General features: G+C 72.8%; 18 protein-coding genes, 1 rRNA gene and 1 pseudogene. 5 read left to right on the forward strand and 15 right to left on the reverse strand.

What is annotated here, in order from left to right; genetic code table 11:
- Window positions 1-47 precede the first annotated feature (47 nt).
- A complete protein-coding gene (locus tag IPT68_RS08050; RefSeq protein WP_189699572.1) occupies window positions 48-1,697 on the reverse strand; it encodes a CTP synthase in 1,650 nt (549 codons plus the stop codon).
- Between the two features lie 538 nt (window positions 1,698-2,235).
- Between IPT68_RS08050 and IPT68_RS08055 the strand changes: the two genes are divergently transcribed.
- Together IPT68_RS08055 and IPT68_RS08060 are read left to right on the forward strand one after the other, a co-directional pair.
- A complete protein-coding gene (locus IPT68_RS08055; protein ID WP_189699601.1) occupies window positions 2,236-4,038 on the forward strand; it encodes a glycoside hydrolase family 15 protein in 1,803 nt (600 codons plus the stop codon).
- Between the two features lie 98 nt (window positions 4,039-4,136).
- A complete protein-coding gene (locus IPT68_RS08060; RefSeq protein WP_189699573.1) occupies window positions 4,137-5,510 on the forward strand; it encodes an FAD-binding oxidoreductase in 1,374 nt (457 codons plus the stop codon).
- A gap of 66 nt (window positions 5,511-5,576) precedes the next feature.
- Here IPT68_RS08060 and IPT68_RS08065 read toward each other — a convergent pair.
- Window positions 5,577-5,786, reverse strand: a pseudogene (locus IPT68_RS08065) (amino acid permease); the annotation flags it as partial.
- Window positions 5,787-5,980: 194 nt separating this feature from the next.
- Between IPT68_RS08065 and IPT68_RS08070 the strand changes: the two are divergent.
- Complete coding sequence (locus IPT68_RS08070; RefSeq protein WP_189699574.1) at window positions 5,981-7,639, forward strand: PucR family transcriptional regulator; 1,659 nt, start codon at window positions 5,981-5,983, stop codon at window positions 7,637-7,639.
- Between the two features lie 49 nt (window positions 7,640-7,688).
- Here IPT68_RS08070 and IPT68_RS08075 read toward each other — a convergent pair whose 3' ends face one another.
- The 6 genes from IPT68_RS08075 to IPT68_RS08100 form a co-directional block, all read right to left on the reverse strand.
- Entirely contained in the window at window positions 7,689-8,825 is a 1,137-nt protein-coding gene (locus IPT68_RS08075; protein WP_189699575.1) for a glycosyltransferase family 4 protein, read from the reverse strand.
- 206 nt (window positions 8,826-9,031) lie between these two features.
- Complete coding sequence (locus IPT68_RS08080; RefSeq protein ID WP_189699576.1) at window positions 9,032-9,796, reverse strand: hypothetical protein; 765 nt, start codon at window positions 9,794-9,796, stop codon at window positions 9,032-9,034.
- 19 nt (window positions 9,797-9,815) lie between these two features.
- A complete protein-coding gene (recN, locus tag IPT68_RS08085; RefSeq protein ID WP_189699577.1) occupies window positions 9,816-11,558 on the reverse strand; it encodes a DNA repair protein RecN in 1,743 nt (580 codons plus the stop codon).
- Window positions 11,559-11,724: 166 nt separating this feature from the next.
- Window positions 11,725-12,630, reverse strand: a complete 906-nt coding sequence (locus tag IPT68_RS08090) for an NAD kinase (protein WP_189699578.1) — start codon at window positions 12,628-12,630, stop codon at window positions 11,725-11,727.
- Entirely contained in the window at window positions 12,627-13,442 is an 816-nt protein-coding gene (locus IPT68_RS08095; RefSeq protein ID WP_189699579.1) for a TlyA family RNA methyltransferase, read from the reverse strand. Before IPT68_RS08095 ends, IPT68_RS08090 begins: the two co-directional genes overlap by 4 nt.
- A 7-nt stretch (window positions 13,443-13,449) precedes the next feature.
- On the reverse strand, window positions 13,450-13,776 hold the full coding sequence (locus IPT68_RS08100; protein ID WP_189699580.1) for a hypothetical protein: 327 nt from the start codon (window positions 13,774-13,776) through the stop codon (window positions 13,450-13,452).
- Between the two features lie 42 nt (window positions 13,777-13,818).
- Here IPT68_RS08100 and IPT68_RS08105 point away from each other — a divergent pair, with 42 nt between their 5' ends.
- On the forward strand, window positions 13,819-14,166 hold the full coding sequence (locus IPT68_RS08105; protein WP_189699581.1) for an SCP2 sterol-binding domain-containing protein: 348 nt from the start codon (window positions 13,819-13,821) through the stop codon (window positions 14,164-14,166).
- Here the strand turns inward: IPT68_RS08105 and IPT68_RS08110 are convergent.
- The 4 genes from IPT68_RS08110 to IPT68_RS08125 form a co-directional block, all read right to left on the reverse strand.
- Window positions 14,150-15,013, reverse strand: a complete 864-nt coding sequence (locus tag IPT68_RS08110) for an ABC transporter ATP-binding protein (RefSeq protein ID WP_189699582.1) — start codon at window positions 15,011-15,013, stop codon at window positions 14,150-14,152. The two genes, IPT68_RS08105 and IPT68_RS08110, sit on opposite strands and share 17 nt — an antisense overlap.
- Entirely contained in the window at window positions 15,010-16,056 is a 1,047-nt protein-coding gene (locus tag IPT68_RS08115; protein ID WP_189699583.1) for a FecCD family ABC transporter permease, read from the reverse strand. Before IPT68_RS08115 ends, IPT68_RS08110 begins: the two co-directional genes overlap by 4 nt.
- On the reverse strand, window positions 16,053-17,096 hold the full coding sequence (locus IPT68_RS08120) for a FecCD family ABC transporter permease (RefSeq protein ID WP_189699584.1): 1,044 nt from the start codon (window positions 17,094-17,096) through the stop codon (window positions 16,053-16,055). The genes IPT68_RS08115 and IPT68_RS08120 overlap by 4 nt, the downstream gene beginning before the upstream one ends.
- A gap of 103 nt (window positions 17,097-17,199) precedes the next feature.
- Window positions 17,200-18,228 carry an HAD hydrolase-like protein gene (locus IPT68_RS08125; RefSeq protein ID WP_189699585.1) on the reverse strand — a complete coding sequence of 343 codons (1,029 nt, stop codon included), beginning with the start codon at window positions 18,226-18,228 and terminating at the stop codon, window positions 17,200-17,202.
- An 82-nt stretch (window positions 18,229-18,310) separates the two neighbouring features.
- On the opposite strand from IPT68_RS08125, the gene IPT68_RS08130 reads away from it, so the two are divergent.
- Window positions 18,311-19,600: a DUF1015 family protein gene (locus IPT68_RS08130; protein ID WP_189699586.1), complete on the forward strand. Its 1,290-nt coding sequence runs from the start codon at window positions 18,311-18,313 to the stop codon at window positions 19,598-19,600.
- A gap of 72 nt (window positions 19,601-19,672) precedes the next feature.
- Here the strand turns inward: IPT68_RS08130 and IPT68_RS08135 are convergent, their stop codons facing one another.
- The 3 genes from IPT68_RS08135 to rrf all read right to left on the reverse strand — a co-directional run bounded on the left by IPT68_RS08135 (window position 19,673) and on the right by rrf (window position 21,919).
- Complete coding sequence (locus IPT68_RS08135) at window positions 19,673-20,437, reverse strand: tetratricopeptide repeat protein (RefSeq protein ID WP_194074111.1); 765 nt, start codon at window positions 20,435-20,437, stop codon at window positions 19,673-19,675.
- Complete coding sequence (locus IPT68_RS08140; protein WP_194074131.1) at window positions 20,416-21,606, reverse strand: hypothetical protein; 1,191 nt, start codon at window positions 21,604-21,606, stop codon at window positions 20,416-20,418. The genes IPT68_RS08135 and IPT68_RS08140 overlap by 22 nt, the downstream gene beginning before the upstream one ends.
- 196 nt (window positions 21,607-21,802) lie before the next feature.
- Window positions 21,803-21,919, reverse strand: a 5S ribosomal RNA gene (gene rrf, locus IPT68_RS08145).
- Between the last annotated feature and the right edge of the window lie 37 nt (window positions 21,920-21,956).

Consider the following 21,956-nt stretch of genomic DNA (forward strand, 5'->3'; position numbering starts at 1 on the left):
TGCGTGCCGTCGAAGGCCTGCACCCCGGCCACCGTACAACTGGTGGGTTACTTCGCGTTCTTCCGCTCGACCGCGGCCTTGACCAGCCCGGCGAACAGCGGGTGCGGACGCGTCGGGCGCGAGCGCAGCTCCGGGTGCGCCTGGGTGGCGACCAGATACGGGTGCACGTCGCGCGGGTACTCCACGTACTCCACGAGTTTGCCGTCCGGGGAGGTGCCCGAGAAGAGGATGCCGGCCTTCTTCTCCAGCTCCGAGCGGTAGGCGTTGTTCACCTCGTAGCGGTGCCGGTGCCGCTCCTCGACGTACTCCTTGCCGTCGTACACCTCGCGCACGATGGAGCCCTCGGCCAGCTTGGCCGGGTACATGCCCAGGCGCATCGTTCCGCCCATGTCGCCCTCGCCCGCGACGATGTCGAGCTGCTCGGCCATGGTGGAGATGACCGGGTGGGAGGTGGCCGGGTCGAACTCGGTGGAGTTGGCGTCGGCGATGCCGGCCAGGTTGCGCGCGGCCTCGATCACGATGCACTGCAGGCCGAGGCAGAGGCCGAGCAGCGGGATCCTGTTCTCCCGGGCGTAGCGGATGGCGCCGACCTTGCCGGAGACGCCGCGGTCGCCGAAGCCGCCGGGGATGCAGACGGCGTCCACGCCGGACAGCTGCGCCTCGGCGCCGGCCGGGGTGCGGCAGTCGTCGGAGGTGACCCACTTGATCTTCACGCGGGTCTTGTTGGCGAAGCCGCCCGCGCGCAGCGCCTCGGTGACCGAGAGGTAGGCGTCGGGCAGGTCGATGTATTTGCCGACGAGGGCGAGGCTGATCTCGTGGTCCGGCCGGTGGACGCGGTCGAGCAGGTCGTCCCAGGTCGTCCAGTCGACGTCCCGGAACGGCAGGTCCAGGCGGCGCACGGCGTACGCGTCCAGGCCCTCGGAATGCACGACCTTGGGGATGTCGTAGATGGACGGCGCGTCGGGGCAGGCCACGACGGCGGCCTCGTCGACGTCGCACATCAGCGAGATCTTCCGCTTGATCGCGGTCGGCACCTCGCGGTCGCAGCGCAGCACGATGGCGTCCGGCTGGATACCGATGTTGCGCAGGGCCGCGACCGAGTGCTGGGTCGGCTTCGTCTTCAGCTCTCCCGAGGGGCCGATGTACGGCAGCAGCGAGATGTGCACCACGAAGACGTTGTCCCGGCCGACCTCGTGCCGGACCTGGCGGACCGTCTCCAGGAACGGCAGCGACTCGATGTCGCCGACCGTGCCGCCGACCTCGGTGATCACGACGTCGACGTCGTCGGCGGCCATGCGGCGGATGCGGTGCTTGATCTCGTTGGTGATGTGCGGGATGACCTGCACGGTGTCGCCCAGGTACTCGCCGCGCCGCTCCTTGGCGATCACCGTCGAGTAGACCTGCCCGGTGGTGACGTTGGCGGTGCCGTCCAGGTCGCGGTCGAGGAAGCGCTCGTAGTGGCCGATGTCCAGGTCGGTCTCGGCGCCGTCGTTGGTGACGAACACCTCACCGTGCTGGAAGGGGTTCATCGTGCCCGGGTCGACGTTGATGTACGGGTCGAGCTTCTGCATCACGACGCGCAGACCCCGGGCCTTGAGCAGCATGCCCAGGCTGGAGGCGGTCAGACCCTTGCCGAGAGAGGAGGCGACACCCCCGGTGACGAAGATGTGCTTGGTCGTCGTGGATTTGGGCGGCATGGCCAAGAGGAGGCTCCCGTGGTCTCGGTCTGGGGGTGCGGTGCGGCTGCCGTACCGGCCTGTGCCGGGGTGCCGTCGCTGCGGTTCGGGGGACCCTTCGGATGTGTTTCCATCGGGGGGCGCCCACCGGTCCACGGGCTACCAGGGTATCAGCGCCCGGACCCGGCGGCGTCCGGCCACGTTTCCCGCACGCTCCGCGCACGGCCCGCCACGCACGCGTACCGCTCACGTGTTTCTCACCCGGCGCTCACTCGTTCGGCGCAGGCGCGTTGCCCGGAGGGGCACGCAGATCATCTACGTGCGTCGTATCCTGCTCGGACACTCGCTGCCGAGCCAGCCGGCGAACACGGCACCACCCCCGCCCGTACGCACCGGAACAACACGAGCTCGTCAGATCGTTGAGCAACGACGGTCGTTTTGCCTCCGGGCAAGGGCGGCGGTTTTACTTCACAGCTCAACGAAGCATTACAACGACCCCTTGACCGCACTAGCGAAAGCCCCCCAATGGGGCTACGTGGCCGTTCGACTGGAGTTGCACGTGGCCGGGCGCATCGAAGACTACGCACTCATCGGAGACATGCAGACCGCTGCCCTGGTCTGCCGGGACGGCACAGTCGACTGGCTGTGCCTGCCCCGCTTCGACTCGCATGCCATCTTCGCCGGTCTGCTGGGCACCGAGGAGCACGGTTTCTGGCGGATCGGCCCCGCGCACGCGGCCGACGCCGAACCGCCGACCGCCGCGCGGCGCAACTACCGCGGCGACTCGCTGATCCTCGAATCCGAGTGGGACACCCCGCGCGGCACGGTCCGCGTGATCGACTTCATGCCGCCGCGTGACGGGGCCCCGCAGCTGATCCGGATCGTCGAGGGCGTCTCGGGCCGGGTGCCCATGCGGTCCGCGCTGCGCATGCGTTTCTCCTACGGCCGGATCGTGCCCTGGGTGCACAAGCACGACGGCCGCACGGTCGCCGTGGCGGGTCCGGACTCGGTGTGGTTCGACACCGCCGTCGACACCTACGGCAAGGCGCTGACCACGTACGCGGACTTCACGGTCGCGCCCGGCGACCGGATCGCGTTCACCATCTCGTGGCAGGCCTCGCACCGCGAGCCGCCGCCGCTGCCGGAGCCGGAGCAGTCGCTGGAGGCGACGGAGGACTTCTGGCGCGAGTGGGTGGAGCACTGTACGTACCACGGCCCGTACCGCGAAGCGGTGGTCCGCTCGCTCATCACGTTGAAGGCCCTGACGTACGCGCCCACGGGCGGCATCGTCGCCGCGCCCACGACCTCGCTGCCCGAGGAGATCGGTGGCGTGCGCAACTGGGACTACCGCTACACCTGGCTCCGCGACGCCGCGATCACCCTGTCGTCTCTGCTGCGCACCGGCTACCGCGAGGAGGCCCGCGCCTGGCGCGAGTGGCTGTTGCGCGCGGTCGCCGGCGACCCGGAGAACCTCCAGATCATGTACGGCATCGCCGGCGAGCGCGAGCTGGGCGAGGCCGAGCTGGACTGGCTGCCGGGCTACGAGAACTCCGCGCCGGTCCGGGTCGGCAACGGCGCCGCCCACCAGCTCCAGCTGGACGTGTACGGCGAGGTCACCGAGGCCCTGCACCTGGCCCACATGACGGGCCTGGCCCGCAGCGACTACGCCTCGCTGCTCCAGCTGAAGCTCATCCGCTACCTGGAGGACCACTGGCAGGAGCCGGACGAGGGCATCTGGGAGGTGCGCGGCCCGCGCCGCCACTTCGTGCACTCCAAGGTCATGGCCTGGGTCGCCGTGGACCGCACGATCAAGCTGCTGGAGTCCGGCGACGCGGACGGCCCGCTGGAGCGCTGGCGCGAGCTGCGCGACGACATCCACCGGGACGTGTGCGACAAGGGCTACGACAAGGAGCGCAACACCTTCACGCAGTCGTACGGCTCGAAGGAGCTGGACGCCTCGCTGCTGCTGATCCCGCAGATGGGCTTCCTGCCGCCGGACGACAAGCGGGTCATCGGGACCATCGAGGCCATCCAGCGCGAGCTGTCCACGCCGGACGGCTTCATCCTGCGCTACCCGACCTCCGGCGAGGACGCCGGCGTGGACGGTCTGCCGGGCGACGAGGGCGCCTTCCTCGCCTGCTCGTTCTGGATGGCCGACGACCTGGCGATGATCGGCCGCGTCGACGAGGCCCGCAAGCTGTTCGAGAAGCTGCTGGCGCTGCGCAACGACCTCGGCCTGCTCGCCGAGGAGTGGGACCCCCGCCTCCAGCGGCAGGTGGGCAACTTCCCGCAGGCCTTCAGCCACGTCCCGCTGATCGACACGGCCCTGCGGCTGACGGCGTCGGGCGCGTACGGCGGCTGACGGAAGCACCGTGGCCGTACCGGCTGCCGAGCAGGCCGGGGGGGCCGTGCCCGCCTAGGCTGGAACCGCACCTGCCCTGTTCGGGGAAGGAGGCGGCGATGTCCTCCAAGGCGCACACGGCCCTCGTCGAGCTGCGCGAGGATCTCGACGGCGACGTGTTCGCCCCGTGGGATCCCGGCTACGACCAGGCCCGGGCCGTCTTCAACGCCATGATCGACCGGCGGCCCGCGGTGATCGCACAGTGCGCACACGAGGCCGACGTCGTCCGGGCGGTGCGGTTCGCCCGGGAGCTGGACCTGCACGTCGCGGTGCGCGGCGGCGGGCACAGCGTGGCGGGCATGGGGACGAACGACGCCGGTCTGGTCGTCGATCTGCGCCGGATGCACGGCGTGACCGTCGACCCCGCGTCCGAGGCGGTCCGCGTCGAGGGCGGCGCCACGACGGGCGACCTGGACCGGGCGACCCAGCCGTACGGCCTGGCGACCACCTGCGCCAGGGCCTCCACCACCGGTGTCGCCGGGTGTGTGCTGGGCGGCGGCAGCGGCTGGCTGGAGCGCTCCTGCGGGGTCGCCGCCGACAACCTGCTCGGCGTCGAGCTGGTCACCGCGAACGGCGACCGGACGCACGCCAGCGCCGACGAGAACCCCGAGCTGTTCTGGGCCCTGCACGGCGGCGGCGGCAACTTCGGCGTCGTCACCGCCCTCACCCTGAAGCTGTACGAGCTCCCGGAGTTCGCCCTCGCCCTGCTGCGGTACCTCCCGGAGCACGCCCGCGAGGCGATCCGCACCTTCCGGGAGGTCATCGACTCCGGCCCGCTGGAGGCGAGCGGTGCGGTCGTCTGCCAGTCCGGCCCGCTCGCCGAACTCGTACCGCCGCCGGCCGGCCGGCCGCTGTGCTGCGTGCTGCTGACCTACGCGGGGTCCGAGGAGGACCTGCGCAAGGTGGCCGAGCCGCTGCTGGCGCTGCCGCACGAGTCGGAGGTCCTCACCGCGGTCCCGTACGCCGACGTGCAGCGCCTGCTCGACGCCGCACCCGGACTGCGCCACCACTGGTCGGCGGAGTGCCTGGCCGGCGCCCCCGACGACGTCGTGGACGTCTTCGGCGCCCTCGCCGACTCCCTGCCCGCGCGCACGGACAGCCGGCTCGTCCTGTTCCCGCTGGGCGGCGCGGTCGCCGACGCCCCGGCCGACCACCAGGTGCCGTACCGGGACGCGGCCTGGGCCGTGCACGCCTTCGGCAGCTGGGCGGACCCGGCGGACGACGAGCGGTGCACGGGGTGGGTGCGGGACGTCCGTGCCGCCGTCCGGCCGTGGAGCACCGGCGCGGTCCCCCTGAACTTCGTCGGCGACGAGGGACGGGACCGGGTACGGGCCGGTCTGGGCCCGCAGAACATGTGGCGGCTCGGTGTGGTGAAGCGGCGGTACGACCCGGACAACGTCTTCCGCTTCAACCACAACGTCAAGCCACTTTAGGCCGGTTCAGACCCTCGTGGAGGTGTCGGCGACCTCGTCGTCGTCCGCTCGCTCGGCCGCGTCCTCCAGCAGCCCGACGACCGCGATCGTGCCGACCCCGCCGAGCGGCGGGGCCGCGAGGGTGCGGAACCAGTGCCGGTCCTCGGGGTGGTGGCGGAAGCAGCCGATGACCGCGAAGGAGCACGGGGTCCGCACGACGAGGCTGGCCATCGTGCCGAGGATCGCCGGCGGTGTGTCCAGGTGGATGTAAGGATCCGGGCAGGTCAGCCAGAACGCCCCGGACGAGCACCACGGCGCTCACCGATGCCACTGGACGTCAGTGTGGTCGGGCGGGACGGACGCCACCATCGGCACGCGGCAGCGCCATCGGGTGCGGGAGGCGACGGAAAGTCGCGCCGGGCGGCCCGGTGATCGTCGCCCTGACCGCCCGGAGATGTCGCCGGAACGTGTCCGCGGGTAGCGTCCGCTGCATGGACAGCCGATTCGACAGCACGGGTGCCGGGGTCACCGTTCAGCGGGCACTGGAGCTGCCCGGCCTGCGCAGCGGGCTGCCCGAGGTGCTCGCCGGCGCGGAGCGGCTGCAACGGACCGTGCGCTGGGTGCACGCGGGCGAGGTGCCGAACATCGCCTCACTGCTGAAGGGCGGCGAACTGCTGCTGACGACGGGGTACGGCCTGGGCACCCGCCCGGCGGACCAGCGCGCCTTCGTCCGGACGCTGGCCGAGCGCGGCATCGCGGCCCTCGTCGTCGAGCTCGGCCCGCGCTTCACCCGGCTGCCCGCCGCGCTGGTCGAGACGGCCCGCACGGCCGGGCTCCCGCTGGTCCAACTCCACCGCGAGGTGCCGTTCGTGACGGTCACCGAGGAGATCCACACCGAGATCGTCAACGGCCACTACGCGCTGCTCCAGCGCGCCGAGGAGGTGCACCGCCGCTGCACGGAGGCCCTGCTGGGCGGCGGCGGCATTCCGCAGGTCCTCGGCATCCTGGCCGACTTCAGCGGCAACCCGGTCTTCCTGGAGACCACGGACGGCCAACTGCTGTACGCCGCCGGGTCCGGGCCGGAAGGGGCGGAGCCGCTCCAGGTATGGGAAGGGCTGCGCGCCCAGCACAAGGACGCTCCGCCGGCCGGGTCGGTACTGGTGGACGTGCCCGGGGGCGGACCGGGGACCGGTTCGGGCACGGGCTCGGCGCGGGCCAGGCTGGTGCTGCTGCCGGTGCGGGCGCCGCTGGCGCCGGTGCACCGGATCGCCGCCGAGCGGACCGCGGGCATCCTGGCGGTGGTGCTGATGCAGGCCCGCCAGGAGGAGGAACTGGCGGCACGCGGGCGCGGCGACTTCCTCACGGACCTCGCCGAGGGCCGGATCACCGCCGAGGACGCCCCCGCGCAGGCGCGCGTGCTCGGCTTCAAACCGGGTGACAGCCCGCTGCTGCCGGTGGTGATGCGGCTGGGCGACGCGCTGTCACCCGGAGGAGGCTGGGCGGTGCTGGCGCGCGCGGTCTCGGAGGAACTGGCCTCGGTGGGCGTACCGGTCCTGCTCGGCGTGCGTCCGGTGGAGGGCCGGGTCCCGGTGCTGCTCGCCCTGCGCTCGGAGTCGGAGCGCTCGGCGGTCGCCGACCGGGTCGCGGCGGCGCTGCGGGCCGGTGTGGAGCGGGCCGGCATGCAACGTCCGGGGGCGCCGCCGCCGGTCGTGGTCGTCGGGGTGGCCGGCGGCTGGGCGGCGGCATCGGCGGGGCTGCGGCACGCGGCGGAGACGGCGACCGCGGCGCAAGGGCTCACGGGCCGGCCCTGGTACGACGCCCGCCGCCTGGACATCGACCTGTTGCTGTGGCGGTTGCGCGACCATCCCGACCTGGCGGCCTTCGTCGACCGGGCGATCGGGCCGGTCCGCGACCACGACAGCCGGTCCAGGCCGCCGTTGCTGCCCACCCTGGAGACCTACCTCGCGCACGCGGGCCGCAAGGCGGAGACCGCCCGCGAGCTGCACCTCAACCGGCAGACGCTGTACAACCGCCTCGCCCGTATCGGTGAGTTGCTGGGCACCGACCTCGACGACCCGCAGACGGTGCTGGCACTGAGCCTCGCCCTGCGGGCCCGCCGGCACGTGGGGCAGATGAGCGGCGTGGGGTAGGTCGGACGCGCCGGTGACGCAACTGTCGGGACCGGTCCGACAGTCACGCTCAGATCAGTGGCCGAGGCTGCGTCAACTCGTCGTACACGCTGAGCACTTGAGCGACCGTCTCGTCCTCGGTCGGCCAGGTCGCCGCCTGCCGGAGGCCCTTCTCCCGCAGCAGCTCCCGCCGTTCCGGGTCGTCGAGCAGCCGCACGACGGCGTCGGCGAACGCCCGCGCGTCCCCGGGCGGGACGAGTTCGGCCGCGTCGCCGACGAGTTCGGGGACACCTCCGACGGAGGTGGCGACCAGCGGCACGCGCGCGTGCAGGGCCTCCTGCGCCAGCACGGACCGCGGCTCCCACCGGCTCGGCAGCAGCGCCAGATCGGCCGCGGCGAGCAGCTCCGCCACGTCGTCGCGCCGCCCGATGAGCCTCACCGGCAGCCCTTCGTCCTCGATCCGGCGCTGCAGCACCGCCCGCAGCGGCCCCTCACCGGCGATGACGACCAGTGGCACGGGATCGAGCCGGCGCCACCAGCGGGCGGCGTCCAGCAGGACGTCGTACCCGCGCTGCGGGTCGAGGGAGCCGACGGCCATCAGCAACGGGCGTCCGGTGGCCCCGAGTTCGGCCCGGACCTTGGGACGCGCGGGATCGGGTGGCTCGGGCTCGTCGGGCGTGCGGAGCGCCGGCAGGGCGACGGCGGCGAGCCGTGCGTCGCGCGCGCCCGCCTTCCGCGCCCGGTCGACGAGGTCCGAGGTGGTGCCGAGCACCACGGCCGCCACCCGCACCACCCGGCGCTCCAGCATGCGCAGGAAGTGGGCGCGGGCCCCCTCGGAGTGGGCGCGGCCGTGCCAGGTCACGATCAGCGGCGTGCGCCGTCCGGCCAGGGCGAGCGCGGCACGGAACGAGGCGTGCAGTCCGTGCGCGTGCACCACGTCGGCGCCCGTGCAGGCGGCCCGGAGCGTCGCCACCGACCCCGGGTCGCTGCTCCGCGGCACATGGACGTGCTCGGCGCCGGCCCCGCCGAAGTCGTAGGTGCGCTCCGCCTCGGCGGGGGCGCACACCGTGACCCGCACGCCCCGCGCGACGAGCCCCGCGGCCAGTGAGCGCACGTGCGCGCTGCTGCCGGCGTTGCCTCCGCCCAGCACCTGCACGGTGCGCAGCATCGACTGGCCGTGCGGAGAGTGGCTGCTCACGGGGGTCACGTGGCCGGGGCTCCTGGGTTCGGCGCGGGGCGGTTTCACGAAGGTCACGACGGTCACGGAAGAACGTACAGAAGGATGCGGCGGAGGGGGTGTACCGCGCGAGTCCTCCGCGCACCCGGCCAAGGATGCCAGGACATACCGCCGTTCCGGCAACGCCGTGGATCACACGCTCCCGCACGCCGGGGCAACGCGCCGGTCCGCGTCACTCATCCGAGTGACCTCGCGAGCCCGCTCACCCGGTCCCCGCACACCGCCGCGACCACGACCCCGACCGCTTGACCGACCAGCCCGGCCCGCCCACCGGCCACGGCACCGACCACTCCCAGAGCCGCACCCAGCGCATGCGCTCCCGTGTCCCCGAGCATCACGCGCTCCCCGAGATCCTCGGGCAGCACGGCCCCGGCGGCCCCGAGCACGGCGGCGGCCGACTCCGCCGCCCCCGGTTCCTTGCACAGCAGGCCGGGCACCGCGAGCGCGACGACCGCTCCGGCGGCCCTGCCGGGCCGTACGTCGACGAGGTTCACGAAGTGCGCCGCCCCGGCGATCACGATTCCTGCCAGCACCTTGTCGACCGGCCGCTCCTTGAGCACCGCGCCCGCAAGCAGTCCCGCCGCTCCGATCCCGAAGAGCTTGACGGCTCCGCTGGTGACCTCGCCCTCCCGCAGCGCGGCCAGATGCGCCCGGAAGCCGCGGCGGTGGTCGCCGGCCACGTCGTCGTACGCGCCGCAGCCGCCGACGGCGATCAGGGCCGCTCCGGCGAGCGGGCTGATCCGTCCCACGCCGACGGCCGTGGCGAGGGCGGTGGCGGGGCCGGCGTGCAGCCCCACGGTCCGCCCGGCGTGGTTGCGTCGCTCCCAGCGCTCCCGGCCGCCGGGTGCGGTGGCGCGCAGGGCGGTGAGTGCGGCGCGGGCGAGGGCGGCGGTGAGCGCGACGGAGGCGGTCCTCGGCACCCGGCCGGAGCGGGGGATCATCGCGCCACCGTACGCCCTGTCAGGCCTCCGCCCGAGCGGTTTCCAGCAGTTCCTCCGCATGGGCCCGGGCCGTCTGCGAGTCCTCCTGGCCGGCCAGCATCCGGGACAGTTCCCGGATCCGGTCCTCGCCCTCCAGCACCTTCACGCCGGACCGAGTCACCGACCCGTCGTTCGTCTTCTCGACCAGCAACTGCCGGTCGGCGAAGGCGGCCACCTGCGGCAGGTGCGTCACCACGACCACCTGCGCGGTCTTCGCCAGCCGGGCCAGCCGCCGCCCGATCTCCACCGCGGCCTTGCCGCCCACGCCGGCGTCCACCTCGTCGAAGAGGTACGTCGGCACCGGGTCCGTGCCCGCGAAGACGACCTCGACGGCCAGCATCACGCGCGAGAGCTCACCACCGGAGGCGCCCTTGGCGATGGGCCGAGGCGGCGCGCCGGGGTGGGGCGCCAGCAGCAGCTCCACCTCGTCGGCTCCGGACGGCCCGTACGCCACGGGACGCCCGCCGACCTCGACGCCCTCCGGGTCCTCGGTCTGCCGGATGTCGAACGACACGCGCGCGTGCGGCATGGCGAGCGAGGCCAGCTCCGCGGTCACGGCAGCCGCGAACCGCTCGGCCGTCTCGGTCCGCGCGTCCGTCAACGCCTGTGCCAGTCCGCCCAGTTCGGTCCGCAGCGCGTCCCGCTCGGCGGTCAGCTCCCCGATCCGCTCGTCGTCGCCGTCGAGTTCGGTGAGCCGTGCGGCACCCTGCTCGGCCCAGGCGAGCACGGCGCCCACGTCCTCGCCGTACTTGCGGGTCAGCGCGGTCAGCGCGGCCCGCCGCTCCTCGACCGCCGCCAGCCGCAGCGGGTCGGCGTCCAGGTCGTCGGCGTATCCCGCCAACTCGCCCGCCACGTCGCCCAGCAGAATGCCGATCTCGCCGATCCGGTCGGCGAGCGCGGCCAGCGCGGGGTCGTGCGACCGCACGGCTTCCAGCGCACGGTGCGCCCCCGCGACGAGCGTCGAGGCGTCGACGCCCTCGGGATCCTCCGGGTTCCCCGCGAGCGCCGCGTGCGCGGCCGTGGCGGCGGACGCCAGGGCCTCCGCGTGCCCCAGCCGCTCGGCCTCCTCGGCCAGCTCCACGTCCTCCCCGGCCCGCGGCTCGACGGCGGCGATCTCGTCGAGCCCGTACCGCAGCATGTCGGCTTCCTGGGCCCGCTCACGCGCGCGTGTGGTGATCTCCTCGAGCTCGGTGGAGACGGCCCGCAGCCGCCGGTAGGACTCGGAGTACTTGGCCAGCGGGCCTGCCACCGCGTCACCGGCGTACCGGTCGAGCGCCTGCCGCTGCCGCGACAGCTTCAGCAGCCCCTGCTGGTCGGTCTGCCCGTGCACGGCCACCAGCTCGTCGGCGAGCTCGGCCAGCACCCCGACGGGCACGGACCGCCCGCCGAGATGGGCCCGCGACCGCCCTTCGGCGGAGACGGTACGGCTGATCAGCAGGGCTCCGTCGTCGAACTCGGCCCCGGCCTCCTCGGCCCGTACGGCGACCGAGGCGTCGGCGGGGACGGTGATCCGCCCCTCCACGACCGCCTTGTCGGCCCCGATCCGCACGAGCGCCGGATCCGCCCGTCCGCCCAGCAACAGCCCCAGGCTGGTGACCACCATGGTCTTGCCCGCACCCGTCTCACCGGTGACGGCGGTGAACCCCGGCGACAGCTCGACGACGGCATCGTCGATGACTCCGAGCGACCGTATCCGCATCTCCTCCAACACGGACACGACCATACGAGGTCCGGCACCGAAAGCGCGACGCCGGTCCCCCCTGTCACTCACGCGAGTGCACGCCGTCAGGGCGGCGGGGGACTGTACCCATATGCGGCTCCGCCGCGTGGGCGCGATCGGCCACGGCGATCCCGCAGCCGCCCGCCCACCGACGCCCGACGGCGAACCGCTAGTGCGGAACCCCCCGCCACCCGGAGACCGGCAAGGCGAACTTCGCGACGAGCCGGTCCGTGAACGAGGCGTGGTGCAGCCGGGCGAGCCGCACCGGCACGGCCCCTCGCCGCACCTCCACCCTCGCTCCGGCCGGCAACTCCACCGTCCGCCGTCCGTCACACCACAGGACCCCAGGCGGGATGTGCGGCAGCACCTCCACGGCCAGCACGGAATCCGGCGAGGTCACGAGTGGCTTGGCGAACAGCGCGTGCGCGGAGATCGGCACCATCAGCAGCGCCTCCACCTCCGGCCACACCACCGGCCCACCCGCGGAGAACGCGTACGCCGTCGACCCGGTCGGCGTCGACAGCACGATCCCGTCGCACCCGAACCCGGTCACCGGCCGCCCGTCGATCTCGAGGACGACCTCGAGGAGCTTCTCGGCGCCGGCCTTCTGCACCGCCGCCTCGTTCAGCGCCCAGTCGGTGTGCACGATGTCGCCGTTGCTGTGCACGACGACGTCGACGGTCATCCGTTCCTCGACCTCGTACGCCCGCGTCACCACCCGGTCGACGACCTTGTCGAGGTCGTCCCGCTCGGCCTCGGCGAGGAACCCGACCCGTCCGAGGTTGACGCCGAGCATCGGCACCCCGGACGCCCGCGCGAACTCCGCGCCCCGCAGCAGCGTGCCGTCACCGCCGAGGACGATCAGCAGCTCGCACCCGTCGAGGCACTGCGGGGTCGCCTCCTTGACCAGCTGCACCTCCTCCGGCAGCGGCAGGTCCAGCGCCTCCGCCTCCAGCACCCGCACGCCGATCCCGGACCTCAGCAGGCCCTTGACCACCAGTTCGGCGCTGCGCACGGCCGCGGGCCGTCCGGTGTGGGCGAGCAGGAAAACAGTACGAGCTCGGTTGTCTGTCAACGCGGCCCCTCCGCAACTGCACGGTCGACGTCGGCCGGGTCCAGTCGGGGAGCCCCGGCCCGCAGCCACAGAAAGTACTCGACATTCCCCGAGGGCCCGGGCAGCGGACTGGCCGTCACGCCCCGCACCCCGAGTCCCAGCTCCCAGGCCCGCTCGGCCACCTGGCACACGGCCTCGGCCCGCAGCTGCGGACTCCGTACCACTCCCCCGCTGCCCAGCCGTTCCTTGCCCACCTCGAACTGCGGCTTGACCATCATCACCAGGTCGGCGTCCGGCCGCACACAGCGCACGAGGGCGGGCAGGACCAGCCCGAGCGGGATGAAGGACAGATCCCCCACGACAAGATCCACAGGTTCCCCATCGATCGCTTCAAGCGTCAACTCCCGTACGTTCGTACGGTCCTTGACGGTGACGCGTTCATCGCTCTGCAGAGTCCAGGCGAGTTGTCCGTATCCGACGTCGACGGCGACGACGTGCGCGGCGCCCGCCCGCAGCAGCACGTCGGTGAAGCCGCCGGTGGAGGCCCCGGCGTCCAGGGCCCGCCGCCCCTCGACGACCAGCCCTTGCGGTACGAAGGCCTCCAGCGCACCCGCGAGCTTGTGCCCGCCCCGGGACACGTACTCGGGATCGCTGTCGTCGGCCGTGACGACGATCGCCGCGGCGGTCTCCACCTGGGTGGCCGGCTTGGTCGCGACCGTCTTGCCGACGCTGACCCGCCCGGCGGCGATCAGCTGGCTCGCGTGCTCACGCGAGCGCGCGAGCTTCCGGCGGACCAGCTCCGCGTCGAGACGGCGGCGTGCGACTCCTGCCACGTTCGGTTCAGCTCCTAGTCCCATGCGTCGACGGGGGCGCCGGAGGTCCCGGGCGGGCGTCGAGCGCGGTGAGCGCGTCGCGCAGCCCCCTGTGTACATCCTCGTACACCTCGACGTGTCCGTCGGTGGCCAGGTGGTCGGCGTCGGCCAGCCGCTCCAGCCGCTCGTCCACCTCGGCGTTGCCGGTCGGGACGCGGGGCACGCCGAGCGGGGCGGGCGCGGCGGGGTCGTCCTCGGGCCGCGGCGCCTGCTGGGGAGCCTCGGCAGGGGCCCGCGGGGGAACCTCCGCGGAGGCCGGCGCGGGGGCCGGCGTCTGGGGAACCGGGTCGTTCATGCCCCGACGCTACATCGAAGCCCTGCGGTACCGTCGGTCACGATGGCAACGATCGAGGAATGCCGCGCCGCGCTCGAACAGCTTTCGGACAACATGCAGGACGCCGAGGGCGACGTCCGCGCGGCCGCCGAACTGGACCGCTCCGTGAGCTGCCACATCACCGACCTGGACGTCACCTTCGCCGGCCGCCTCCAGGACCGGCGGATCAAGGTTCAGGAGACGCTCCAGGGACCGCCGCGCGAGAAGGCGCAGATCCGGCTCGCCATGACCGGCGACGACCTGGTGGCCCTCGTGGACGGCGAGGTGCACTTCGCCAGGGCGTGGGGGTCGGGCCGGGTCAAGGTGGAGGCGAGCCTGCTGGACCTGTTCCGCCTCAGGAAACTTCTGTAGCGGCGACCTTCCTCAGGTCGGCACGCGCCTTGCGCGCCGCCGGCACCACCAGCGGCGTCCCCGTCTCCGGATCGTCGATGACCTGGCAGCGCAGCCCGAAGACCTGCTCCACCAGGTCGGCCGTGACGATGTCGTTCGGTGCCCCCTCGGCGATCACCTTGCCGTCGCGCAGCGCGATGAGGTGCGTGGCGTACCGGGCGGCGTGGTTGAGGTCGTGCAGCACGGCGACGAGCGTGCGCCCCTGCTCCTCGTGCAGCTCCGCGCACAGGTCCAGTACGTCGATCTGGTGCTGGATGTCCAGATACGTCGTCGGCTCGTCGAGCAGCAGCAGCGGCGTCTGCTGGGCCAGCGCCATCGCGATCCACACCCGCTGCCGCTGACCGCCGGACAACTCGTCGACATAGCGGTCGGCGAGCTCGGCGACCCCGGTCTGCGCCATGGACTCCTGCACGACCCGCTCGTCCTCGGCCGACCACTGCCGCAGGATCCCCTGGTGCGGATAGCGCCCCCGGCCCACCAGGTCGGCGACCGTGATCCCGTCCGGCGCGATCGACGACTGGGGCAGCAGACCCAGCGTGCGGGCGACCTTCTTCGCCGGCATCGACTGGATGAGCTGCCCGTCCAGCAGCACCCGGCCCTGGCTGGGCTTGAGCATCCGCGACAGGGCACGCAGCAGCGTCGACTTGCCGCAGGCGTTCGGACCGACGATCACGGTGAACGAGTTGTCGGGGATCTCCACCGACAACTGCTCGGCGATGACGCGCTGGTCGTAGGCGAGGGTGACGTTCTCGGCGGACAGGCGGTTCACGGTGCTCCTTTGGATGTTCTGGTGCGCGGGGCCGCTCATATCCGCCCCGCCCTGCGCTCGGTGACCAGCAGCCACAGCAGGTAGACGCCGCCGAGGACGCCGGTGACCACGCCCACGGGCAGCTGGTCGGCGCCGAAGACGCGCTGCGAGACCCAGTCGGCGGTGACCAGCAGGGCCGCGCCCATGCACAGCGACGGCAGCAGGTTGGGGCCGGGCGAGCGGGTCAGTCGGCGGGCCAGCTGCGGCGCGGTGAGCGCCACGAAGCTGACGGGACCGGCGGCGGCGGTGGCGGCGGCGGTCAGCAGCACCGCGGCCACCAGCAGGAGCATCCGTACCCGCTCGACGCGCACTCCGAGGGAGTACGACACGTCGTCGCCCATCTCCAGCATCCGCAGCCCGCGCGCGTTGGCGAGGACGAGCGGGACGAGGACGGCGCACAGCGCGAGCAGCGGCCAGACCTGCGCCCAGTCACGGCCGCTGAGCGACCCCGTCATCCACACGACGGCCCGGGCGGCGTCGACGATGTCGGCCTTGGTCAGCAGGTAGCCGTTGACGGCGGTGACGATGGCGGAGACGCCGATGCCGACCAGCACCAGCCGGTACCCGTGCACGCCCTGCTTCCACGCGAGCACGTAGATCGCGAGCCCGGTCGCCAGGCCACCCACCAGCGCGCCGAGGGTGACGGCGCTCGCGTCGCCGGAGAACAGCACGATCACCACGAGCGCCCCGGCGGTCGCGCCCTGCCCGAGGCCGAGTACGTCCGGGCTGCCCAGCGGATTGCGGGAGACGGACTGGAACAGCGCGCCGCCGAGGCCGAGCGAGGCGCCGACCAGCAGCCCGACCAGGACCCGCGGCAGCCGCAGCTCGTTGACGATGAACTCCTGCCCGGCGTCCCCGTTGCCGACGAGCGTCTTCAGCACGTCGGCGGCGGGGATCGGGAAGTCGCCGGTGCCGATCAGCACCACACTCGCGGCGAGCGCGGCGAGGAGCAGCAGGACGACGACGGTGAGGGCCCGGACGTCCAGGCGCACGGACAGCCCGCCCGGCGTCCGTACGGCACGGTTGGCACGGTTGGTGGTCACAGCTGGGCCGTCCTCCGCCGTCGTACGAGAAAGATGAAGACCGGGCCGCCGAGGATCGCGGTCACAATGCCGACCTGGAGTTCCGCGGGCCGCGCGACGATCCGGCCGAGCACGTCGGCGCCGAGCAGCAGCACCGGGGACAGGACGGCCGCGTACGGCAGGATCCAGCGCAGGTCGGGTCCGGTGAAGGACCGCACGACGTGCGGCACCATCAGTCCGACGAACACGATCGGCCCGCAAGCGGCGGTCGCCGCCCCGCACAACACGGTGGCGGCGAGCATGGACAGCGCCCGGGTGCGGTTGAGGTTGGCGCCGAGGGCCTTGGCGGTGTCGTCGCCCATGGCCATCGCGTTGAGCGGGCGGGCGAGGGCGAGCGCCAGGACCGAGCCGACCACCAGGAACGGCAGCACCTGCGTGATGGTGCGGTCGGTCGCCGCGCTCAGTGAGCCGACCGTCCAGAAGCGCATCCGGTCCAGCGCCGCCTCGTCCAGGATCATCAGGGCCTGGAGATAGCCGTAGAGCGCGGCGCTGATCGCCGTACCCGCGAGCGCGAGCCGCACCGGAGTGGCGCCCCGGCTGCCGCCCAGGAACCACACCAGCGCCCCGACCCCGGCGGCGCCGAAGAACGCGAACCACACATAGCCGCTGAGGCTGGTGACGCCGAAGAAGGTGATGCCGGTGACGACCGCCGCGGACGCGCCGGCGTTGATGCCGAGCAGTCCGGGGTCGGCCAGCGGATTGCGGGTGAGCGCCTGGAGCACGGCTCCGGACAGGCCGAGCGCGGCACCGGCGAGCAGCCCGAGCAGGGTGCGGGACAACCGCTCGCCGACCACGACGTCGCTGTACGTCCCCGAATCCTGGAACAGGCCGTGCCAGACCTGCTCGAAAGACAGCTCCTTCGCACCGACGGCGATGCTGGCCAACGCGACGAGCACCATGACGAGCACGGCGAGGAGCAGCCCAAAGGACCGTATCGCCCGGCGGGTTGGGGGCGCGGAGGCGACTTCCGCGCGCTCTTCGGGGGGACTCTCAACCAACACGCAGTTAGGTTAGCCTACCCTCGCTCTCGATCAAGGTTCCGATCGGATCGAGCCAGGCCCCGACGCCGGCCGAACGCCGACACCGACCGCGCCGGCCGAGCCCCTACAACGCCAGCCGCGCCAGCGCCTTGGCCCCGTCCAGCACGCACACCCCTTCCCCGGCCGCCGTCCAGGCAGCCGCACACAACGCCCGCAGCCCGTCCAGCGCCTCCCCCTCGCCGTCCAGCTCCAGCCGCCCGTCCCCGGCCGCCGCCGTCCAGCCACCGCACCTGAAGCCCGCTCCGGCCTCGACGACCTCCGACTGCCCGGTCAGCAGTCCGCGCAGATCCCGGTCGACGTACGTCGGCCGGTGCTGGGGCGGCGCGGCGAGCAGTTGCGGCCCGTCGGTCACTCCGGTGAGCACGAGCAGCGAGTCCACGGCGCCGTTGAACGCGCCCTCGATGTCCGTGTCCAGCCGGTCCCCCACCACCAGTGGCCGCCGCGCACCGGTGCGCAGAATCGTCTCCCGGTGCATCGGCGGCAGTGGCTTGCCCGCCACCTGAGGATCGGCCCCGGTCGCGATTCGCACCACCGCCACCGCCGCCCCGTTCCCCGGCGCGATCCCGCGCGCACTCGGAATCGTCAGGTCGGTGTTCGACGCGAACCACGGCACCCCGCGCGCGACGGCATAACACGCCTCGGCGAAACGCCCCCACGGCAACTCCGGCCCGCCGTACCCCTGTACGACCGCCGCCGGATCGTCGTCCGCCGACTCCACCGGCACGAGCCCCCGCTCCCGCAGCGCGACCCGCAGTCCCTCACCCCCGACGACCAGCACCCGCGCCCCCGCGGGCACCTGCTCGGCGATCAGCCGCGCGACCGCCTGCGCCGAGGTGATGACGTCACCGGCCTCCGCCGGTATCCCCAGCTCGGTCAGGTGCGCGGCCACGACGTCGGGCGTACGCAGCGCGTTGTTCGTGACGTACGCGAGATGCATCCCGCCCGCGCGGGCCGTCCCGAGCGAGTCGACCGCGTGCGCGATCGCCTCCCCGCCCGCGTACACCACCCCGTCCAGGTCGAGCAGCGCCGTGTCGTACGCCTCGCTCAGCGCCCGCCCGCTGCCCTCGGGCCTGGTCCTGACCTGCTGACTCATTGCCCACCGCTCCTCGGTCCACCGGCTTTCCCCCGATCATGCCCCATGCCACTGACACACGCGGCGCACGTACGATGCCGAGATGAACACAGCAGGTCACCCGGAAGCGACGACGCGCCGAGGCCTCGAACTCACCCCGTTCCGAGGCCTTCGCTACGACCCCGACCGGGTCGGCAGCCTGGCGGCCGTGACATCCCCTCCGTACGACGTCGTCGTACGCCCCGACGGCGTGCACCAGTTGCAGTCGGCAGACCCGCACAACATCGTCCGGCTGATCCTCCCCGAGGCCGCCACCCCCGCCGCGCGCAACGCCCAGGCCGCCGACACCCTGCACCGCTGGCTCACCGAGGGCGTCCTGACCGCCGACCCGGAGCCCGGCCTGTACGTCTACGAACAGCACGACGGCAACGGCATGCTCCAGCGCGGAATCATCGGCGCCCTGCAGGTCTCCGATCCGTCGGAGGGCGTGGTCCTGCCGCACGAGGACGTCATGTCGCACATCGTCGCCGACCGAGCCGACCTGATGCGCGCGACCTCCGCGAACCTCGAACCCCTGCTGCTGACCTACCGCGGCAACGGCCTGGCGGCCGCGAGCGAGGTCGTGGAACGGACCGTTGAGAAGCCCCCGCTGCTGGCCACCACCACCGAGGACGGCTTCAGCCACCGCCTCTGGTCCGTGACCGACCCCGACGACGTGGCCCGCGTGCAGTCCGACCTCACCCACCACCAGGCCCTGATCGCCGACGGCCACCACCGCTGGGCCACCTACCGCCGCCTGCGCGCCGAGCACCCCTCGCCCAGCCCCTGGGACTACGGCCTGGTCCTCCTGGTCGACACCGCCCGCTACCCCCTGCGCGTCCGCGCCATCCACCGCCTCCTGCACGGCCTGCCGGTGCCGGAAGCCCTCTCCGCGCTCCACGGCCACTTCCGCGTACGCCACGTCGACGCACCGCTCCCCGAGGCCCTCACGGCCCTCGCCGAGGCCGCGTCCTCCGGCAACGCCTTCCTGCTCGCCGGCGACGGCACGTTCCACCTGGTCGACCGCCCCGATCCGGAGCTGCTGACCCGCACGGTCCCCGCCGACCGCCCCGAGGCCTGGCGCACCCTCGACGCCACCGTCCTGCACGCCACGCTGCTCGCCCACGTCTGGCACGTGCCCGAGGACTCCCCCGCCCACATCGCCTACATCCACGACGCGGCGGCCACCGTGCGCAAGGCGGAACGGGACGGCGGCACGGCGGTCCTGCTCCACCCGGTCCACGAGGACGTCGTGCGCGACCTCGCCCGCCAGGGTGTCACCATGCCCCGAAAGTCGACGTCCTTCGGCCCGAAACCGGCGTCGGGCCTGGTGCTGCGCGCCCTGGACCTCTGACGCACGGCTGACGCGCACACGACGCGGGCGGGACCCCTCGGTCGAGGTCCCGCCCACGGTCACGTCCGTACGTCAGTCCCGGTCGCCGTCGCCGTCACTGTCACGGCCCGAGTCCGAGCCGTCCTCGACCGCGGCCTCGCCCTCGTCGTCCCGGGTCTCGTCGAGGGCGTCGACGAACTCCACGCCGTCCAGCTCGGCCAGCCGGTCCGAGGCGTCGGTGCTGCCGTCCCGGTCCGCCTCCACCGCCTTCGCGAACCACTCCCGAGCCTCACGCTCCCGCCCGGCCGCGAGCAGCGCGTCCGCGTACGCGTACCGCAGCCGCGCGGTCCACGGCTGCACGGAACTGGAGGCCAGCTCCGGGCTCTGCAGCGTCACGATGGCCGCGTCGAGCTGCCCCATGTCACGCCGGGCACCCGCCGCGACGAGCCGCATCTCCACCTGCCCGGCCTTGTCGAGTTTCTGCACCTCGGGCGCCCCGGCCATGTCCAGCGCCTTCTCCGGACGCCCCAGCCCGCGCTCGCAGTCGGCCATCACGGGCCACAGCTCCACGGTGCCGGTCATCCGCCGCGCCGCACGGAACTCGGCGAGTGCCTCTCCGTACTTCTGGTTCGCGTACGCCGCGAACCCTGCGGCCTCCCGCACGGCGGCGACGCGCGACGCCAGCCGCAGGGCAACCCTGGAATAGCCGTAAGCCCCCTCGGGGTCCTCGTCGATCAGCCGCGCGACCATGACCAGGTTCTTGGCGACATCCTCCGCGAGGGTCTTCGGCAGACTCTGCAGCTCCTGCCGTACGTCCTTGTCGATCTCGTCGCCGGTCACGTCCTCCGGAATCGGCAGCCGCTTGATCGGCTCACGGTCCCTTTCCCGCTCCTCGCGGAACCGACCTCCATCGCCACCGCGCCGGTCGTCGCGCCCACGGAATCCACCGGGCCGACCGCTCCGGTCGTCCCGACGGGGACCGCGCCCACGGTCGTCACGCCCCCGGAAACCACCCCGCTCGCCACGGTCGTCGCGTCGATCGTCCCGCCGGTCGTCACGCCGGCCGTACCCAGCGCGGTCTCCCCGGTCGTCCCGCCGGAAACCGCGGTCCCTGTCGTCCCGGCGGTCGTCCCGCCTGTCCTCGCGGCGGTCGTCACGCCGGTCGTCACGACGGAACCCGCCACGGTCATCACCGCGCCGCTCATCACGGCGGTCGTCACGCCGGAACCCACCGCGATCGTCACCGCGCCGCTCATCACGGCGGTCGTCACGACGGAACCCGCCACGATCGTCACCACGGCGGTCATCGCGGCGGAACCCACCACGGTCATCACCGCGCCGGTCATCACGCCGGTCGTCACGCCGGTCGTCACGCCGGAACCCGCCACGATCGTCACTACGGCGGTCGTCACGACGGAACCCACCGCGATCGTCACCACGGCGGTCATCGCGGCGGAACCCACCACGGTCATCACCGCGCCGGTCATCACGCCGGTCGTCACGCCGGTCGTCACGCCGGAACCCGCCACGATCGTCACCACGGCGGTCGTCACGCCGGAACCCACCACGATCGTCACTACGGCGGTCGTCACGCCGGAACCCGCCACGATCGTCACCACGGCGGTCATCGCGGCGGAACCCACCACGATCATCACCGCGCCGGTCATCACGCCGGTCATCACGACGGTCATCACGCCGGAACCCACCACGATCGTCACCGCGACGGTCGTCACGCCGGTCGCCGCGCTCGTCCCTGCGGAACCCTCCACCGGGACGTCCACCCCGGTCGTCACGGCGCGGCCCACGATCGCGGTCGTCGCCTCGGAAGCCGCCGCGGTCGCCACGGTCATCGCGCCGATCGTCGCGCCGGCCGTACCCGCCGCGATCGCTCCCCCGGTCGTCCCGACGGCCGTGACCACCACGGTCGTCGTCCCGACGGCCGTAGCCACCACGGTCGTTGTCACGCCGGAAGCCGCCGCGGTCGCCACGATCGCCGTGCTCACCACGGTCGCGTCGGAAGCCGCCACGGTCGCCGCGATCCCCACCATCCCGGTGCCGCTGGTCGCGCTCCGGTCGATCGTCGGGAGAGTTGGTGGACATCGGTGACTCCTGTCTTTGGTACCGCAGTCATTCTCGCGCTGCCGGCTATCCGGCGCGCTCCGGAAAAACAAAAGGACCCCTGGTCCCAGCTGAACGCTGGTGACCAGGGGTCCTCCAAGAATTGTTCGGCGGCGTCCTACTCTCCCACAGGGTCCCCCCTGCAGTACCATCGGCGCTGTAAGGCTTAGCTTCCGGGTTCGGAATGTAACCGGGCGTTTCCCTCACGCTATGACCACCGAAACCCTAATGGTTTCGAGCGAACAAGCACACTCTTCAA

Source organism: Streptomyces chromofuscus, from assembly GCF_015160875.1.
Taxonomy (GTDB): domain Bacteria; phylum Actinomycetota; class Actinomycetes; order Streptomycetales; family Streptomycetaceae; genus Streptomyces; species Streptomyces chromofuscus.

Coding starts and splice junctions, on each gene's coding strand:
- IPT68_RS08130 (WP_189699586.1), top strand. CDS start 18,311: ATGAACACAGCAGGTCACCCGGAAGCGACGACGCGCCGAGGCCTCGAA.
- IPT68_RS08110 (WP_189699582.1), bottom strand. CDS start 15,013: ATGAGCGGCCCCGCGCACCAGAACATCCAAAGGAGCACCGTGAACCGC.
- IPT68_RS08060 (WP_189699573.1), top strand. CDS start 4,137: ATGTCCTCCAAGGCGCACACGGCCCTCGTCGAGCTGCGCGAGGATCTC.
- IPT68_RS08070 (WP_189699574.1), top strand. CDS start 5,981: ATGGACAGCCGATTCGACAGCACGGGTGCCGGGGTCACCGTTCAGCGG.
- recN (WP_189699577.1), bottom strand. CDS start 11,558: ATGGTCGTGTCCGTGTTGGAGGAGATGCGGATACGGTCGCTCGGAGTC.
- IPT68_RS08080 (WP_189699576.1), bottom strand. CDS start 9,796: ATGATCCCCCGCTCCGGCCGGGTGCCGAGGACCGCCTCCGTCGCGCTC.
- IPT68_RS08100 (WP_189699580.1), bottom strand. CDS start 13,776: ATGAACGACCCGGTTCCCCAGACGCCGGCCCCCGCGCCGGCCTCCGCG.
- IPT68_RS08050 (WP_189699572.1), bottom strand. CDS start 1,697: ATGCCGCCCAAATCCACGACGACCAAGCACATCTTCGTCACCGGGGGT.
- IPT68_RS08125 (WP_189699585.1), bottom strand. CDS start 18,228: ATGAGTCAGCAGGTCAGGACCAGGCCCGAGGGCAGCGGGCGGGCGCTG.
- IPT68_RS08105 (WP_189699581.1), top strand. CDS start 13,819: ATGGCAACGATCGAGGAATGCCGCGCCGCGCTCGAACAGCTTTCGGAC.